Origin of the sequence: Rhodoferax sp. (assembly GCF_028714215.1) — a bacterium.
Lineage (GTDB): Bacteria > Pseudomonadota > Gammaproteobacteria > Burkholderiales > Burkholderiaceae_C > Rhodoferax.
The window spans coordinates 1-17,230 of sequence record NZ_JAQTMS010000061.1; the positions used below are offsets into that span (position 1 = coordinate 1).

The following is a 17,230-nucleotide window of genomic DNA, read 5'->3' on the forward strand; positions in this document are numbered from 1 at the left end:
GCCGCCCATCTGGTACATGCCGGCCTCGAAGCTGACCCGGGTGCGGGTCGAGGCCTTCTCGAAAATCATGGCCAGGGTTCGATCGACCAGCGGCTGGTGCCGCTCATAAGCCTTGAATTTCTTCTTGATCAGGGCGGCTCTCTCGAACAGATAGGCGTAATCACTGGCGTTCAGGTCGCTGAATTGCAGGTAATGCTTCATGGCAGAGGGTTTGGAAAATCACAAATAGAGGTCAAGCCGCTTCCAGCAGCAATTGCTTGATCAGGGGGCACAGGATACTGACCACTTCATCGGCCTCGGCGGTGTTCATGATCAGCGGCGGCACCAGGCGGATCACCGTGTCGGCGGTAACGCTGATCAGCAGGCCGCTGGCGGCGCATTGGCCCACCAGTGCGGCGCAGGGCTTGGCCAGCTCAATGCCCAGCATCAGACCCTGACCGCGAATTTCCTTCACCGCTTGGCTCGCCAGCTCCGCTTTCAAGGCCTGGGCCAGGGCCGCCGCCAGGTGCGCGCCGACCTTGGCGGCGTTGGACAGCAAGCCGTCTTCTTCCATGATGCGAATGGTCTCCACGCCGGCGCGCATGGCCAGCGGGTTGCCGCCAAAAGTGGTGCCGTGGTTGCCGGGCTGAAAAATATTGGCGGCCCTGGGACCGGCGACAACGGCACCGATAGGCACGCCCGAGCCCAGGCCCTTGGCCAGCGGCATCACATCGGGTTTGATGCCGGCCCACTGATGGGCAAACCATTTGCCGGTGCGCCCCATGCCGCATTGCACCTCGTCGATCATCAGCAACCAGTCGCGCTGGTCGCACAACTGGCGCACCGCCTTGAGGTAGTCCAGGTGCATAGTGTTGATGCCGCCTTCGCCCTGGATTGCCTCGAAAAACACGGCCACCACATTCGGGTTGTTGGCGGTCGCCGCCAGCAGGCTCTCCATGTTGTTGAGGGGCACCCGGATGAAACCCTCCACCAGGGGACCAAACCCGGCCTGAATCTTGGGGTTGCCGGTGGCGCTCAGGGTGGCCAGCGAGCGGCCGTGAAAAGCCTTCTCGTAGACCACGATCTCGGGCCGCTCAATACCCTTGTCATGGCCGAATTTGCGTGCCAGTTTCAACGCCGCTTCGTTGGCTTCCAGACCGGTGGAGCAGAAGAAGACGTTGCTCATGCCGGAGAGTTCGACCAGTTTCTTCGCCAGCACCTCCTGGTTCGGTACATGGTAGTAATTGGAGGTATGGATCAGCTTGGCCAGTTGATCCTGCAACGCCGGCACCAGTTTCGGGTGGTTATGCCCCAGTGTGTTGACCGCAATGCCCCCCAAGGCATCCAGATACGACTTGCCGTTGACGTCCCAGACGCGGCAACCCTGACCGTGCGACAGGGCAATCGGCACCCGGCCATAGGTGTTCATCACGTGCGGCGAAGAGGCTTCAATGAAAGGGGTATCCATGGTTTTAGACTCCATCCAAACAGTTGGGGACAGAGCTGGCTCGCTTCGCGTAGCTGCGGTCTGTCCCACAAGGTCTCAAAATAAAACCGGCCCGTTCAATGGCGGGCCGTTGAAGCGTGATTTTAGGGCAACAAAAAAGCCGTCTTGCGACGGCTCCCTTGCTTTTTGCTGACAGCGCACCCGTTACAAACGGCGGATCAAGTTTTCCAGAAAATTTGATCCGTGCGAATTGCCTGTAATCAGGCGGCTTTTGCGGCCAGGGCTTTCACCTTGGACGACAGACGGCTCTTGTCGCGAGCCGCCTTGTTCTTGTGGAAGATGCCTTTGTCGGCCACGGTGTCAACCACGGCCTGCATCTTGCCAAACAACTCGGTGGCCTTGGCTTTATCGCCGGCGACAACCGCTTTTTCCACGTTCTTCACCGCAGTGCGGTATTTGGAACGCAGCGAGGTGTTGGCTGCGTTGATCTTGACGTCCTGACGGACGCGCTTACGGCCCGACGCCAGGCGCGGGTTCTTTTTCTTGGGTTTTCCAGATGCCATATTGAGTTCCTTGAGTCTGTGGATGTTGTCAGCAAAGCCGAGCATTCTACCAGTTGGCGGTCAAAGCGTGGCTGGAGCCCGGCCGGCGGCCTGGTCGCAGCTACACTTGCCGGCGTGAGTCTCTTCAAATCCGCCTCCATTGTTTCCCTGCTGACCCTGGTGTCACGCATCACCGGTCTGGTGCGTGAACTGCTGATTGCGTCGACCTTCGGCGCCAGCGCGCTGACCGACGCCTTCAATGTGGCGTTTCGCATCCCCAATCTGTTTCGCCGCTTTTTTGCCGAAGGGGCCTTCAGCCAGGCTTTTGTGCCGGTGCTGGCGGCGTCCAAAGCGCAGCAGGGCGAGGGCGCCACCAAAGTGTTGATAGACAGGGCGGCGACGGTGTTGGCTTGGGCCGTGCTGGCGACCAGCATCCTGGGTGTGGCTGCGGCTCCGGCCCTGGTCTGGGCCATGGCCAGCGGCTTGCAGGAAAAACCCGGCAGCTTTGAGGCGGCGGTGGTCATGACACGCTGGATGTTCCCCTATATCGCGTTCATGTCGCTGGTGGCGCTGGGTGCCGGCATCCTCAATACCTGGAAGAAGTTTGCTATTCCGGCCGCCACACCGGTGCTGCTCAATGTGGCCATGATTGCCGCCGCCGGGCTCGGTGCGCCCTGGTTCAAGCAGTTGGGCCTGGAGCCGATTTACGCCCTGGCCGGTGGCGTGCTGCTGGGCGGCGTGCTGCAACTGGGCGTGCAGATACTGGCCTTGCGCAAGCTCCATCTGGCCCCCCGCGTCGGCCTGCGCTGGCGCGCGCTGCGTGCCGCCTGGGCCGACCCGGGAACCAAAAACATTCTGAAACTGATGGGGCCGGCGCTGCTGGGCGTCAGCGTGGCCCACATTTCGATGTTGATCAACACCCAAATTGCCTCGCATCTGGCCAGCGGCAGTGTCAGCTGGATCACCTACGCCGACCGGCTGATGGAGTTCCCGACCGCACTGCTGGGTGTCGCCATGGGCGTGGTTTTGATGCCCCAGCTCGCCGGCGCACGGGCCGCCGGCGACGGTGCCAAATACTCCGCCATGCTGGACTGGGGTTTGCGGTTGGTGGTGTTGCTGGCGCTGCCTTGCGCGGTGGCCTTGATCGCCTTTGCCAAGCCACTGGTGGCCGTGTTGTACCACTACGGTGCGATCAAGGAATTGGACGTACGGCAGATCACCTATGCCTTGATGGGTTGGGGCGTCGGTTTGATCGGAATTGTGGCGATCAAGGTACTGGCGCCGGGTTACTACGCCAGCCAGGACACCAAGACACCGGTGCGGGTGGCGATGGCCGTGCTGGTGATCACGCAGTTGCTCAATATCGTCCTGGTACCGCTGCTTGACAACACCCTGCATGCGGGGCACGCCGCGCTGACGCTGTCGATCGGCATCGGCGCCCTGATCAATGCCGCTTGGCTGCTAGGAGGCCTGCTCCGGCGCGGCAGTTACCGGCCGGAGCCGGGCTGGGGTGTCTTCACACTCCGGGTGATCGCCGCCAGTGCTTTGTTGCTGGGCTTTTTGTTGTGGGCCAACAGCGCTTTTGACTGGACCCAATTGCGCGCCGAGAAGTTCAAAAGAATTGGGCTGCTGGCCGCAGTACTGCTGGCATCGGCCAGCTTGTATTTTGCAGCTCTGTGGGCTGCCGGTGTCAAGCTGCGGCAGCTTGTGCGGCGTTGAATCGGGTCGGTTGGGCGCATACTGTTGGGGAAGGAGTTTGTATGCATCTGTCGTTGGCGGTACCCACTCCGCTCGAATATTTTGCCTCCCTGGTGCAAAGTGATACCGACTTTCCCCTGCTGGAGGCGGCGATCAGCCTGGCGCAGGATGAATACCCTGAGCTGGACGTGCAGCAGGTGCTGGGCGATGTCGATCAATTGCTGGCCCGTCTGAAACGCCGGCTGCCGGCGGATGCCGGGCCACTGCAGAAACTGCGTACCGTGAACCAGTTTTTCTACTCCGATTTGAGCTTTGCCGGCAACGTCAACCATTACCACGACCCCGACAACAGTTTTCTCAGTGTCGTTCTGCGGACCCGTCGCGGCATTCCCATTTCGCTGGCGGTGTTGTGGCTGGAGTTGGCGCAGGGCCTGGGACTGGCGGCGCGCGGCGTCGGCTTTCCGGGCCACTTCATGCTGAAAGTGAACCTGCCGCAGGGGCAGGTGGTGATTGATCCGCTGGACGGACAGTCGCTGAGCCGCGACGAGTTGGCCGAACGGCTGGCGCCCTACCGGCAGCGCAGCGGCCTGCTGGATGAATTTGAAGTGCCGCTGGGACTTTATCTCCAGGTGGCGCCGCCGCGCGACATCATTGGGCGGATGCTGCGCAACCTGAAGGAAATCCACACCAGCCAGCAAGACTGGGCGCGCCTGATCGCGGTGCAGGACCGGCTGCTTGTGCTGCTGCCGCAAGCCTGGTCCGAGTACCGCGACCGTGGCCTGGCCCAGGCTGAACTGGGCAACGCCGGGCGTGCGCTGGCCGACCTGGAAACCTATCTGGCCAACGCCGAGGAAGGCCCGGACCGCCGCGCCATCGCCGCGCGGGTGATTGAATTGAAAAAAACCCGTAGCTGATGTTTCGGGGTGTAAATAGCTTTGACGCCAGCCCTTTTGGGGGCGTACATTCTGTCGCTCCGTTCAGTCACGAACTGCACCGGCTTTGTTATCACACCCGAGAAAACCCATGAAAAGCTTTAAACACCTTGTTTCTTCCTGTCTGATTGTTTGCCTTACCGCCAGCGGTTTTCCCTTGACGGCGCAAGCCAGCATCGTTGCCACTGACGAGATCGTCGCGGCCGGTGTCAGCAGCGCCAACCGCACCAAGGTCGGCGCGTTTCTGGAGCGCGATGACGTGCGCCAGGCGATGCAAGCCCAGGGCGTCAGCCCGCTGGCGGCGAGCCAGCGCGTCGAGGCGATGTCGGACGCTGAAGTGGCGCAACTGGCCGGCCGCATCGATCAGGCGCCGGCCGGCGGCGAAGTTGTGGGCGTTTTGTTTACCGTCTTCATCATCCTGTTGGTCACCGACATCATGGGCTTGACCAAGGTGTTTCCTTTCACCCGCTCGGTTCGATGATTGCTGGCCTGACTGGTCTGCGAGCCCCCGTTTTGACGGGGGTTTTTGTTTTGGCCGTGCTACTGCTCACCGGCTGCGCGACGCCTCAAATGGCGCGGCTTGACGCTCAGTGGCCAGCCGATCTGGCGGCCCGGGTGGAGCTCGGCAAGGTTCCCTTTTATCCCCAGGAAGATTACGAGTGTGGACCGGCCGCGTTGGCCATGGCGGCCGCTGCTGCCGGTGTTCAGGTAACGCCGCAGGCCCTGGTCGAGCAAGTCTATTTGCCGGGACGCAAAGGCTCCCTGCAACAGGAAATGCTGGCCGCCACCCGACGCCAGGGACTGCTGGCCTATCCCTTGAATCCCAACATTGAAGCCGTGCTGCGCGAAGTCGCCGCCGGCCATCCGGTACTGGTGTTCCAGAACCTGGCGTTCTCGTTCTACCCGGTCTGGCACTACGCGGTGGTGATCGGCTTTGACCGGGAGCGCAATCTGTTGCTGCTGCACTCCGGGCGTACCGAGCGGATGGAGATGTCCTTGTTCACCTTCGAGCGAACCTGGGCCCGCGCGCAGTACTGGTCGATGCTGGCCCTGGCCCCCGGGAGGCTGCCGGCAACCGCCGAGGCACAGACCTTCGCCGCGGCAGCCAGTGCGCTGGAACGCGTCAATCCCGCTGCCGCCCAGAGCGCTTACGCGGCGGCCTTGCAGCGTTGGCCGGACGACCATGCCGCACTGCTGGGCGCCGGCAACACCGCCTATGCCCTGGGCCAGGCCGCTGCCGCCATCGGCGCCTACCAGGCGGCAGTTCATGAGCACCCGGATTTCGCCGACGCCTGGAACAACCTGGCGCAGGTGTTGCTGGAGCAGGGCCGGCGCGATGAGGCGGCGCAAGCCATTGGCAAGGCGGTTGTCCTGGGCGGGGCGCGCTTGCCGCAATACCAGGAACTGGCCCGCTTGATCAACGAAACCAGCGCTACCGTGCCGGGAAAATAGAGGCACTGCGACAGCTTGAATCGCTGCCGGCTGGGGCTGCTACACACTACTTCCGCCGGTTGGGTTGCCACAGCAGCAAGCCCAGTGCCGTGACGCTGAAGGCCATGCCGGCCAGGAAAGTGAAAGAAGCGCCAAACCGGTCCCACAGCAAACCGGCCAGGGCGCTGGCCAGCAACATGGCCAGGCCGCTCATCAGGTTGAAGAAACCGTAGGCGGTGCCGCGCAGATCGGCCGGCGCGCTGTCGGCCACCATGGTGGCCAGCAAGCCCTGCGTCATCGCCATGTGCAGGCCCCACAGCACGATGCCGGCCCAGACCCAGACCCCTTGGTTGCCATAGGCCAGCAGTGCGTCGGCCGCTATCAGCAGCAGCAAGCCATAGGCCAGCAGCGTGCCGTGCGGCATTTTGTCGGCCAGCTTGCCAAACGGGTAGGCACAGGCGGCGTAAATCAGGTTCATGGCGATCAGCACCAGCGGTGTCCAGGCCAGGCCCAGGCCGCCTTGTTGCACGCGCAGCACCAGAAACGCCTCGCTGAAGCGCGCCAGCGTGAACACCGCACCGATGCCCACCACCCACCAATAGTCGGCGCCGAGACGCAGCAGATTGGCGCGGCTGATCGGATTGCTGCGCAGCGCGCCAGCCTCCCGCTCGGGTTCCCGCACCCCCACAACCAGCAGTGCCACGCACAAGAAAGCGGGGATCGTGGCGACCCAGAACACGGCCCGGAAATCGTTGGCCCAAAGCAGCATCAAGCCCATGGCCAGCAAGGGGCCGAGGAAGGCGCCCACGGTATCGAGTGACTGGCGCAGCCCAAAGGCGGCGCCCCGCAGTGCGGGCGGTGTGATGTCGGCCACCAGGGCGTCGCGCGGGGCACCGCGAATGCCTTTGCCAACGCGGTCCATCAGGCGCGCACCAAAAACCGGACCGGCACTGCCGGCCAGTGCAAACAGGGGCTTGGAGAGGGCGCCCAAGCCGTAGCCGAAAACGGCCAGCGGTTTGCGTTTACCCCAGTAGTCGCTCAGGACGCCGGAAAATACTTTGACCATCAGCGCCGTCGCTTCCGCCGCGCCTTCCATCAGGCCCACCACGAAAACACTGGTGCCCAACGTGGTGACCAGAAAAACCGGCAGCAGGCTGTGAATCATCTCGCTGGAGACGTCCATCAGCAGACTGACAAAACCGAGAGCCCAGACGCTGCCGGGGATTTGTCTCAGGGTTTGGCCGGTCTGGGACACTTGCGCAACCCGGGTTGCCGCCTTTCCTTGCTGGCGACTCAGTCGACCCGCACTGCGGCGTCAGCACCGCGCGGAGCGATGGCGCCGATCCGGTACACCTGCTCGCCGGCGGCACGCAGCGTGGCGGCGCAGGCGTCGGCGTCGGCGGCAGCTATCACCAGCACCATGCCGATACCGTTGTTGAAAGTGCGGTTCATCTCGAAGTCGTCAATGCCGGCAGTGGCCTGCAGCCAGGCAAACAACTCGGATTTTGGCCAACTGCCCTTGACCAGATGCGCCGCCAAGCCTTCCGGCAAGACCCGCGGAATATTCTCCAGCAAGCCGCCGCCGGTGATGTGGGCCAGAGCCTTGACCGGGTGCCGGGCCAGCGCCGACAACACATTTTTCACATACAGCCGGGTCGGCTCCATGATGGCTTGCCGGAACGGCTTGCCGTCCAACGTGGCGGGCAGGTTGCCGGCCGCGCGTTGCAGGCATTTGCGCACCAGGGAAAAACCATTCGAGTGCACGCCGCTGGATGCCAGGCCCAGCACCACATCGCCGGCCAGGACCGTGGAACCATTGAGGATTTTCGATTTTTCGACGGCACCGACGCAAAAACCCGCCAGGTCGTACTCGCCGGCCGGGTACATGCCCGGCATCTCCGCCGTTTCACCGCCAATCAAGGCACAGCCGGACATCTCGCAGCCGCGGGCGATGCCGCCCACCACGGCGGCGGCAGTCTCGACATCGAGCTTGCCGCAGGCAAAATAGTCCAGAAAGAACAGCGGCTCGGCCCCTTGCACCAGCACGTCATTGACGCTCATGGCCACCAGGTCGATGCCCACCGTATCGTGCATGGCCCACTCGAAAGCCAGTTTGAGCTTGGTGCCGACACCGTCGGTGCCGCTCACCAGCACCGGTTCCCGGTAGCGTTTGGGCACCTCGAACAAGGCGCCAAAGCCACCGATGCCGGCCAGCACGCCTTCGCGCATGGTTTTCCTGGCCAGCGGCTTGATGCGTTCGACCAAGGCATCACCGGCGTCAATGTCAACACCGGCGTCTTTGTAGGACAGGGGGGAGGAAGCGTTAGTTGTGGTCATGTGCAGTGCGTTGGAAACGGGGCTGGGCCGGGAGATCGGGCAGAGCCCGATAGAATTGGTGCTGATTTTACGGGTTCGAACCGGCCATCTGCATGCAACTTACTTCCACTCAAAAAAGAGCCGCCGCCTGGGCCTTGATCGGGCTTGGCATTGGCTTTGCAGTGTGGCTGCTGGCGCCGGTACTGACACCTTTTGTCGTGGCGGCGGTCCTGGCCTATGCCTTGACGCCCTTGGTGGATAGTCTCGGCGTTGCCGGGCGCGGTCACGTGCCACGCGTGCTGGCGGTGCTGCTGGTGGAACTGGTGTTCATCGTCCTGGTGCTGGGAATTGCGTTGCTCATAGTGCCGATTCTGGCCAAGGAATTACCCCAGATGCGCGAGCAGGTACCGGTGTTGCTGGATGACCTGAATGCCTGGCTGAAACCTTTTTTGGCGCAGTTCGGTCTGAATGTCTCGCTGGACGTGGCCAGCATCAAAGCCTTCGCCTTGAAATACTTCAGCGCCAATGCCGAAGACACCCTGGCTTCGGTCATGAGCTCGCTCAGGCTCGGTGGCAGTGTCGCGTTTACGGTTTTCAGCAATGCCATATTGATCCCGGTGGCTCTGTTCTATCTGTTGATGGACTGGCACCGGTTTGTGGCACGCCTGCTTGAATTCGTGCCGCCGCGCGGGCGCGCCGCTTACGACAGTTTTACCAATGAGGCCGATGCGGTGCTGGGCCAGTACCTGCGCGGCCAACTGCTGGTGATGGCGGTGCTGGCGGTCTACTACAGCGCCGGCCTGGCCTTGTTTGGTCTGGACCTGGCCTTGCCGATCGGTATTTTTACCGGCCTGGCGGTGTTTGTGCCCTACGTCGGCTTTGGCCTGGGTTTGATTCTGGCCTTGCTGGCCGGCCTGCTGGAGTTTGCCGCCAGTGCCGGTGCCGCGCAGGCCCTGATCATGGTGGCCGTGGTGTATGGCCTGGGCCAGTTGCTTGAGGGTTTTTTCCTGACACCGCGGCTGGTCGGCCAACGCATCGGACTGCATCCCCTGGCGGTGCTTTTTGCCCTGCTGGCGTTTGGCCAACTGCTGGGCTTCGTCGGTGTCTTGATTGCCTTGCCTGCCAGCGCGGTGCTGCTGGTGGCGATACGACGAGCGCAAGCGCGTTACCGTGGCAGCAAGCTCTATCTGGGATGAGGAGGCCGGCATGAAGCAGATCGCTCTTGACATCGGCCTGGCCACCGGTCCCACCCTGGCGAATTTTTTCGCCGGCCCCAATGAAGCTGCCCTCAGACACCTGGAACTGTGGCTCGGGTCGGCAAAGTCAGGCGCTATGGCGCGCTCGCCGGTGCCGACCTACCTGTGGGGCGGCGCGGGCAGCGGCAAGACGCATCTGCTGAAGGCGGTGCAGGACGCCTTGCGCGAGCAGGGCGCCAGTTCCGGCTGGCTCGATGCCGGCGTGCTGGACCCCCCTGAATTCAGGGAGGATTGGGCGGCCGTGCTGATGGACGACGTCCACCTGTACACCGCCCAGCAGCAGCACGCCGCCTTCAACTGGTTCATCAATGCGCAAACCCACCAGCGCGGCGTGCTGGCCGCAGGGGCCATGCCGCCCACCGAGTTGAAGTTGCGTGATGACTTGAGAACCCGTTTCGGCTGGGGTCATGTTTTTCAGTTGCAGTTGCTCAGTGAAGCGGAGCGGCGCGCCGTCTTGCGCCAGGCTGCCGATGCCCGCGGCGTGTTCTTGGGCGACGAGGTGATGGACTTCATGCTGACGCGCTTCAGCCGCGATCTGGGCAGCCTGATGGAATTGCTGGAACTGATCGACGGCTACGCCTTGCAGACCAAGCGCGCCATCACCATTCCGCTGATCAAAGCCATGATGGAAGACTCCTGAACGCATGAAACTGGCTCTGTTCGACCTTGATCACACCTTGTTGCCGATCGACTCCGACTATGCGTGGGGTGTTTTTACCACCACCATCGGCTGGACCGATCCGATCGATTTCAGTCGCCGCAACGACGAATTTTTTGCCCATTACAAGGCTGGCACACTCGATATCCACGATTACGTGCGCTTTGCCACCGAGGCGCTGCGGCGTCACGGTGCCGTCCAGGCGCAGGCAGCGCACGCCCAGTTCATGCGTTCGGTGGTTCAGCCCGCCATCCAGCCACAGGCGCTGGCGCTGGTTCGCCAGCATCAACTGGCGGGCGACGAAGTGGTGATCGTGACGGCCACCAATGAATTTGTGACGCGCCCGATTGCACAGGCTTTTGGCGTCGCCGAATTGATTGCGGTGGAACTGGAGCGCGACAGCGCCGCCGGCGGCAGCGGTTGGATTACCGGCGAGATCAAGGGCACTCCGTCGGCCCGCGAGGGCAAGGTGGCACGGGTTGCGCAGTGGCTGGCCCAGCGCGAGTTGAGCTGGGCCGATGTGGAGAGCACTTTTTATACCGATTCGATCAACGATTTGAGTCTGCTCGAAAAAGTGAACCACCCGGTGGCCACCAATCCGGACCAGCGCCTGCGTGCCATGGCCAACGAGCGCGGATGGCGCATACTGGACCTGTTTTGAGTTTGAGGACAAAGGCGGCGCGCCATGGGGTGTGCGGTCGGTCCCACAAGGTTAGTGAATTAAATGATTAAAAAATTTATCGAAAAACTGCTGGGCAAGTCGCCGGCAACGGCAAAAGGCAAAAAGCAGCAGTTTGGCAAACGCGAGGAAGTCGGTGTTGCCGCCCACGGCATTGACCCGGCTTTGGTCGACGAGCGGGCTCTCAATGTGGTGCGCACCCTTAAAAATGCCGGCTTTGAAGCCTATATCGTGGGCGGTGCGGTACGCGACTTGATGGTCGGTCTGCGACCCAAAGATTTTGACGTCGCCACCAACGCGACGCCGGAGCAGGTCAAGGGCTTGTTCCGACGCGCCTTTATCATCGGCCGGCGCTTTCGCATCGTGCATGTGGTGTACGGACGCGGGCGGGAAAACGAGGTGATCGAGGTCTCCACCTTCCGCGCCTACATGGATAACGCGGCGGCGGAAGCGGTAACCGGCAACGAGCGCACCAGCAAGAACGAACTGGCCGGCATGAAGCATGCGGTGGACGCGTCGGGCCGGGTGCTGCGCGACAACGTCTGGGGTCCGCAGGAAGAGGATGCAGTGCGGCGCGATTTCACCATCAACGCCATGTACTACGACCCGGAAGCCCAGATCGTGGTGGATTATCACAATGGCATCAGGGACGCCAAGAAACGCATCATTCGCATGATTGGCGACCCGGCCACGCGCTACCGGGAAGACCCGGTGCGCATCATCCGCGCCGTGCGCTTCGCCGCCAAGCTCAGCGCCCTGGGTTTCCAGCTGGAGGCGAAAACCGCCGCCCCGCTGATCAAGTCGCAGGAGCTGTTGGCCGAGGTGCCGCAAAGCCGCTTGTTCGATGAAATGCTCAAACTGCTGCAAACCGGTCATGCCATGGCGTCGATCGAACAACTCAGGGCGCTGGGCCTGGCGCGCGGCATTTATCCGCTGCTGGATGTGGTGGTGGAGCGCGCTGACCAGATCTTTGTCAAAGCCGCTTTGCAGGACACCGATCGCCGGGTCGGCGAGGGCAAGCCGGTGGCGCCCAGCTTCCTGCTGGCCTGCGCCCTGTGGGCCGATGTGCGCGATGGCTGGGCGCAAAGGATCGCCCAGCGACAGCACGCGCACCCGGCCTTGCAGGAGGCGATCGACGATGTCTTCAATGCCCGCATCGGCGATGTCTCGGGTCGCGGCAAACTGGCGGCGGACATGCGCGAAATCTGGATGCTGCAGCCGCGCTTTGAGAAGCGCATCGGCAGCACCCCGTTTGGCCTGGTGGAGCAGCCGCGTTTTCGCGCCGCCTTCGACTTCATGCGCTTGCGCGCCGACGCCGGAGAGATTGACGAGGTACTGGCCGACTGGTGGCAGGAATTCAGCCTGGCCGACGACAACCTGCGCCAGGACATGGTGGACCAGGTACGGGAGGAACAATTGCGGCGACCGCGCGCACCCCGGGTGCACAAGGTGGCGGCGCCGGGCAGCGGCGTGCGCGATGCTGGCGCGGGGCCCAACCCTGAGGGCGGCGACGGTCCCAGGCCGACGCCATCCGACGCCGGCATCGACGCTCCGGCGGAGGGCGCAGAGGCGCCTAAAAAACGGCGTCGCCGCCGGCGCTCCAGTGGCCCCCGCGGCGGCGCTGAACAGAGCCCTGAGACAGGCGCTTGAGGAGCGCCGTGCGCGCCAGCGTCACCGCCTATATCGCCCTGGGCGCCAATCTGGGCGACCCGGCGGCAAACCTGCTCCAGGCCCTGGATGACATTGCCGCCATCCCGGGTGTGCTGCTGGTGAAGCGCTCGTCCCTGTACCGCAGCGCGCCGCTGGCGGCCAGCGGGCCGGACTATGTCAATGCGGTGGCCGAGATACAAACCATCCTGAGCGCACCGGCGTTGTTGGCCGCCCTGCAACGGCTTGAGCAATTGGCCGGGCGCCAGCGTCCCAGCCACAATGCGCCGCGCACCCTGGACCTGGATTTGTTAATCTATGGTGATGCCAGCATGGTCAGCGAGACCCTGGTCATTCCGCATCCGCGCCTGACCGAGCGCGCCTTTGTGCTGCTGCCGCTGGCCGAGATTGCGCCGCAGCGCGTGACTGCCGCGCAATTGCAGGCAGTCCGGGGGCAGGCCATCGAGCGGCTTTAAGACCCGGCTCTAAGCCAGCTCGGCGATCATCTCGATTTCAACGCAGGCGCCCATCGGGACCTGCGCCACGCCAAAAGCGCTGCGGGCGTGCGCGCCCTTGGCGCCAAAGACCTCGCCGATCAATTCACTGGCACCGTTGGTCACCAGATGCTGCTCGGTGAAGTCGCCCGTCGAATTGACCAGCGACATCAGCTTGACGATGCACTTGACGCGGTTGAGGTCGCCGACGGCCGCGTGCAGCGTGCCCATCAAATCGATGGCAATGCCGCGCGCCGCCGCCTGGCCGTCGGCGGTGCTGATGTTTTTACCGAATTGTCCGACCCAGGGTTTGCCGTCTTTTTTGGCAATGTGCCCGCTTAAAAAGACCAGGTTGCCGGTCTGCACAAAAGGCACGTAGGCCGCCGCCGGTAGGGCCACCGGTGGCAGTGTGATATTGAGTTGGGCGAGTTTGGCGTAAATGCTCATGCTGTTTCCTTGAGTTGAAGTTGAGGTATGAAATCAGGTTTGATTCTGCGAGCGGGTCATTCCTTGGCTAGGGCAGGCATGGCGGACAGGGCTTCCACGGTAACCCCGACCGCCAGTGTGTGGCTGGCACCACCATGGATCACCCCGCGCAGCGGCGACACATCGGAAAAATCGCGTCCGATGGCCAATGTTACATAGTCTTCCCCGGGTGAATGCCAGCCGCAACGCCGGTTGGTGGGGTCGAAATCGCACCAACGCTGACCGGCCGGCAGGTCCGGCGCATAGACCGCAACCCAGGCATGGGATGCGTCGCCGCCCTGGAGCTTGACGCTGCCGGGCGCCGGCTGGGTCAGCAAATAGCCGCTGACATAGCGTGCCGCGACACCCATGCTGCGCAGACAGGCGATCATGATGTGGGCGAAGTCTTGGCAGACCCCTTTGCGCTGCTGCAGGGCTTGCAGTGCCGGCGTGTTGATCTGCGTGCTCTGGCTTTCGTAGACAAAGTCGGTGTGAATACGCTGCATCAAATCCTGCGCCGCCGCCAGCACACTGCGGCCGGGCACAAAACTGGGCCGTGCATAGTCCTCGAACTCGGACCTCCTGGGGCAAAAAGGCGAGGCAAAGACAAACTCGGTCGCGGCGTCATAGGGGCGGCCTGACCGATACCGGAACTGCTCCCGGGTTTGCTCCCAACTGATGCTGGAGAAAGGCAACCCGCGTGTCTGGGTGGCAACCACACTGCGCGCCAGCACATCCAGCTGGGTGTGCGGCGTCTGGAGGGAAAAAAAGCAGCGCGGATTGCCAAAAACATCAAGTGTCTGGGTCATATGGGCCGGCGTCGGGCTGATCAGCAACGAATGGCTCAAGAGCTGCTGATAGCGGTTGCTGACCGGCTGCAGATAGGCCACGTGCTGGGCCGTTTCCACCGCCGGCAGGTAGTCATAGCGGGTTTGATGGGTGATCTGCAGCTTCATCGGGTGCCCACACTCCGCTCCGCCTCACCCGTGAGGGAGAAATAGCTGCGGCCGATCTCGTCGGACAGTTGGCGGGCTGTCGCCGCGCATTGCAGCAGCAATCCGTTCAGGGTCGGGAAATGGTCTGGCTCCTTGAAGACCGCCCCGCTGTCCGGCCGGGTTTCGCACAATGGGGCTAGACGCCAGGTCGCCGGGTCGGGCACCTGCCGTGACAGGGCGCCAGGTTGACCGGGCTCGCTGCCGGCCAGTTCGGCCAGTAGCGCGCGCAGGGTTTGGGCCACCCAGGCCAGGGAACGAGGGTTGTCGTGGTCCAGCACCAGGCAGTCGATCAAGGCGGCCAGGTCGCGGCTTTGCCGGTACTGCGCGTGGAACGCAAGGCTGCTGTCAAACAGCGCCAGCATGGCCTCGAAGCCACCCGTGGTAAGGACCGCGCCAGTCTGCAAGCCGCTCAGCAGCGAGGACGCCAGAAAACCCAGGCGCTCGATCTGGCGCCCGACGCTCAGCAGGTGCCAGCCGTCATCGCGTGGCATGTGGACGGTCTGCGCACCCGCGATGGCAGCCATTTGTTGACGGGTGTTTTCTAGCATCTGCAAGGCTTCCTGCGATGAACAGGTGGCAAGCTCGCTGCCACGTGCAAACAACTCTTCCTCGGCGCGCAGCAGAAGGTGCCAATGCTCTTGCGACAACCGCTCGCGCACCTTGAAGCCGGTCATTTTGAGGGCGCGCAGGTCGTAGCCGACACTGGTGGCACCCTCCCAGTTGGCCAAACCCGAGATCAATGAGCGTTCAAAAACCGGGCGCGCCTGCGCCGCTGTTGGCACATCCGGCAACACCAGGGTATTGGCTAGCGCCATCTGGCCGAACCAGGTCAGCAAAGGCAGTGAGGATTGTGCTTCGCCATGCAGACCTGCCAGCGTCAGGCGGGCCAGCCCAACCGCGTTCTCGGTACGCTCGCTGTAACGGCCCAGCCAGAACAGATTTTCTGCCGCCCGGCTGGTCACCAGCCCATTGCGCTGCGTCAGCCCTGCCGGCGTCGGATCGGGGGGCTGCAGGGCGTCGTTGTCGACTTCGCCGTGCGTCAGAGCCCAGACGTCGGCGCTGCTGCCGCCGTCTTGCATGGAGGCACTGCGGGTCGCCGCTCCCGTGAGGCGCGCCAGTCCGCCGGGCAACACGCGCCAGGACTGTGCGCCGTCCGATAGCGCAAACACCCGCAACATCACCGGGCGCGCCACCATCTGCCCACCGCTATCTCCAGCCGCTGCCTGCCAGGTCGGCATTTGCGACAAGGGCGCATAAGCCTGCACTGTGTAGTCTTCGCCGTGCCGTGAAATGCGTCCGGCCCATTCGCCAAGTTCCTGCGCGGACAGGGACCAGCCCGGCACCGAATCAAAACTGGCGTGCAGGGGCGGGCCGGGATAAGTCGACTGGAGGGTGCTGTCGCGCAGCCGCGGCAAGGCCTGTTCCATGGCCGGCCGCTCGCCGCACCACCAACTGGCGAGGGCTGGCAGCTTCAGTTCTTGGTCCAGCAGGTGCCGCGACAAAGCCGGCAAAAAGGCCGCCAGGGCGGGGGACTCCAGAAAGGCCGCGCCCGGCGCGTTGGCCAGCAACAGGTTGCCGGCCCGAATCACCTGCAACAAGCCCGGCACACCCAGCATCGAGTCGGCGCGCAGTTCCAGCGGGTCGAGGTATTCGTCGTCAAGCCGCTTGAGCAAGCCATGAACCGGCACCAGGCCCTTGATCGTCTTGAGGTAGAGACGCTGGTCGCGCACCATCAGGTCGCAACCTTCCACCAGCGTCAAGCCCAGCTGGCGTGCCAGGTAAGTGTGTTCAAAATAGCTTTCGTTGTGCGGACCGGGGGTGAGCAATGCCAGGTGCGGGTCGGCGCCAGCCGGACTCATCTTCCTCAGGCTCTCCACCAAGGCCTGATAAGTGCCGGTCAAATGTTGCACCTGCAAGGCCTGAAAAGCCTGCGGAAACTGGGCCGCGATGGCCCGCCGGTTCTCCAGCAAGTAACCCAATCCGGACGGAGCCTGGCAACGCTGGGCCAGCACCGACCAATGACCGTCCGGCCCGCGCGCCAAATCGAACGCGGCAATGTGCAGATAGTTGCCGCCGACCGGTTTGACGCCGTGCATGGCGCGTAAATAGCCGGGGTGCCCCTGCACCAAGGCCGGTGGTAGCAAACCACGGGCCAGCAACTGTTGCGGCCCGTAGGTATCGGCCATCACCTGTTCCAGCAAGCGCACCCGTTGCAGGACGCCGGATTCGATTTGCTGCCAACTGTCGGGTTCGATCAGCAGCGGAAACAAGCCCAGCGGCCAGGGCCGCTGTGATCCACCTTGACCGGTGTAAACGTTGTAGGCGGCACCGTTGTCACCGAGCTGGCTCCCCAGGCTGGCCCAGCGCCGGTTCAGCTCAAGCGGCCCCGGGTCTGGCAAGGTGTCGAAGAACTGCGCCCAGGCCGGCGTCAACTTCAAATCGCCCGCCATCAAACCGGTCGCATCCGAGTCGGTGGCGTCGGCAACGGGTGTGCTGCTGCCGCGCAGTTCGTCGAAGTGCCCGGGCGCCGCGGTACAGGCCCGCGTAAGGACACACCAGGCGGGTGACTCAACAGCTTTGGCGGCAGGAGGGGGGGTGATTGAGTCTGTCACTGGGTCGAAGTATGCCAGCGCCCGCAAAGCCGGGCCGTCCACGGTAAGATGCTGGCCCTGCGGCCGCCAGATTTTCCCA

General features: G+C 63.3%; 16 protein-coding genes and 1 pseudogene. 9 read left to right on the forward strand and 8 right to left on the reverse strand.

Features of this window, described 5'->3' with window-relative positions; all coding sequences use genetic code 11:
• The 3 genes and pseudogenes from PHS32_RS20480 to rpsT all read right to left on the reverse strand — a co-directional run.
• A pseudogene (locus PHS32_RS20480) lies at positions 1-201 on the reverse strand (ornithine carbamoyltransferase); the annotation flags it as partial.
• Between the two features lie 31 nt (positions 202-232).
• On the reverse strand, positions 233-1,447 hold the full coding sequence (locus tag PHS32_RS20485) for an aspartate aminotransferase family protein (protein ID WP_301081061.1): 1,215 nt from the start codon (positions 1,445-1,447) through the stop codon (positions 233-235).
• Between the two features lie 239 nt (positions 1,448-1,686).
• Positions 1,687-1,989, reverse strand: coding sequence for a 30S ribosomal protein S20 (gene rpsT / locus PHS32_RS20490; RefSeq protein ID WP_301081063.1), 303 nt, complete (start codon positions 1,987-1,989; stop codon positions 1,687-1,689).
• Positions 1,990-2,103: 114 nt separating this feature from the next.
• Here rpsT and murJ point away from each other — a divergent pair, with 114 nt between their 5' ends.
• The 4 genes from murJ to PHS32_RS20510 all read left to right on the forward strand — a co-directional run bounded on the left by murJ (position 2,104) and on the right by PHS32_RS20510 (position 6,050).
• On the forward strand, positions 2,104-3,687 hold the full coding sequence (murJ, locus tag PHS32_RS20495) for a murein biosynthesis integral membrane protein MurJ (protein ID WP_301081065.1): 1,584 nt from the start codon (positions 2,104-2,106) through the stop codon (positions 3,685-3,687).
• Between the two features lie 41 nt (positions 3,688-3,728).
• On the forward strand, positions 3,729-4,580 hold the full coding sequence (locus PHS32_RS20500) for a tetratricopeptide repeat protein (protein WP_301081066.1): 852 nt from the start codon (positions 3,729-3,731) through the stop codon (positions 4,578-4,580).
• Positions 4,581-4,689: 109 nt separating this feature from the next.
• On the forward strand, positions 4,690-5,079 hold the full coding sequence (locus tag PHS32_RS20505) for a PA2779 family protein (RefSeq protein WP_301081067.1): 390 nt from the start codon (positions 4,690-4,692) through the stop codon (positions 5,077-5,079).
• Positions 5,080-5,168: 89 nt separating this feature from the next.
• Positions 5,169-6,050 carry a PA2778 family cysteine peptidase gene (locus PHS32_RS20510; RefSeq protein WP_301081070.1) on the forward strand — a complete coding sequence of 294 codons (882 nt, stop codon included), beginning with the start codon at positions 5,169-5,171 and terminating at the stop codon, positions 6,048-6,050.
• A gap of 46 nt (positions 6,051-6,096) precedes the next feature.
• Here PHS32_RS20510 and PHS32_RS20515 read toward each other — a convergent pair whose 3' ends face one another.
• Positions 6,097-7,284, reverse strand: coding sequence for an MFS transporter (locus PHS32_RS20515; protein WP_301081072.1), 1,188 nt, complete (start codon positions 7,282-7,284; stop codon positions 6,097-6,099).
• 38 nt (positions 7,285-7,322) lie between these two features.
• Entirely contained in the window at positions 7,323-8,366 is a 1,044-nt protein-coding gene (gene purM, locus PHS32_RS20520) for a phosphoribosylformylglycinamidine cyclo-ligase (protein WP_301081074.1), read from the reverse strand.
• Between the two features lie 92 nt (positions 8,367-8,458).
• Here purM and PHS32_RS20525 point away from each other — a divergent pair, with 92 nt between their 5' ends.
• From PHS32_RS20525 to folK, 5 genes are all read left to right on the forward strand, one after another.
• Positions 8,459-9,541, forward strand: a complete 1,083-nt coding sequence (locus PHS32_RS20525) for an AI-2E family transporter (RefSeq protein WP_301081077.1) — start codon at positions 8,459-8,461, stop codon at positions 9,539-9,541.
• Between the two features lie 10 nt (positions 9,542-9,551).
• The gene (gene hda / locus PHS32_RS20530) at positions 9,552-10,241 is read left to right on the forward strand and encodes a DnaA regulatory inactivator Hda (protein ID WP_301081078.1); all 690 of its coding nucleotides are present in this window, start codon (positions 9,552-9,554) and stop codon (positions 10,239-10,241) included.
• A gap of 4 nt (positions 10,242-10,245) precedes the next feature.
• Positions 10,246-10,920, forward strand: coding sequence for an HAD-IB family hydrolase (locus PHS32_RS20535; protein ID WP_301081080.1), 675 nt, complete (start codon positions 10,246-10,248; stop codon positions 10,918-10,920).
• Between the two features lie 63 nt (positions 10,921-10,983).
• Positions 10,984-12,588 carry a polynucleotide adenylyltransferase PcnB gene (pcnB, locus tag PHS32_RS20540; RefSeq protein ID WP_301081082.1) on the forward strand — a complete coding sequence of 535 codons (1,605 nt, stop codon included), beginning with the start codon at positions 10,984-10,986 and terminating at the stop codon, positions 12,586-12,588.
• 8 nt (positions 12,589-12,596) lie between these two features.
• Positions 12,597-13,061: a 2-amino-4-hydroxy-6-hydroxymethyldihydropteridine diphosphokinase gene (gene folK / locus PHS32_RS20545; RefSeq protein ID WP_301081084.1), complete on the forward strand. Its 465-nt coding sequence runs from the start codon at positions 12,597-12,599 to the stop codon at positions 13,059-13,061.
• A gap of 9 nt (positions 13,062-13,070) precedes the next feature.
• Here folK and PHS32_RS20550 read toward each other — a convergent pair whose 3' ends face one another.
• Genes PHS32_RS20550 through PHS32_RS20560 form a run of 3 tightly spaced genes read right to left on the reverse strand, consistent with a single transcriptional unit; the run spans position 13,071 to position 17,151 of the window.
• Positions 13,071-13,526, reverse strand: a complete 456-nt coding sequence (locus PHS32_RS20550; RefSeq protein ID WP_301081086.1) for a RidA family protein — start codon at positions 13,524-13,526, stop codon at positions 13,071-13,073.
• Between the two features lie 56 nt (positions 13,527-13,582).
• On the reverse strand, positions 13,583-14,500 hold the full coding sequence (locus PHS32_RS20555) for a transglutaminase family protein (protein WP_301081088.1): 918 nt from the start codon (positions 14,498-14,500) through the stop codon (positions 13,583-13,585).
• The gene (locus tag PHS32_RS20560) at positions 14,497-17,151 is read right to left on the reverse strand and encodes a circularly permuted type 2 ATP-grasp protein (protein ID WP_301081091.1); all 2,655 of its coding nucleotides are present in this window, start codon (positions 17,149-17,151) and stop codon (positions 14,497-14,499) included. Before PHS32_RS20560 ends, PHS32_RS20555 begins: the two co-directional genes overlap by 4 nt.
• Positions 17,152-17,230: the final 79 nt, after the last annotated feature.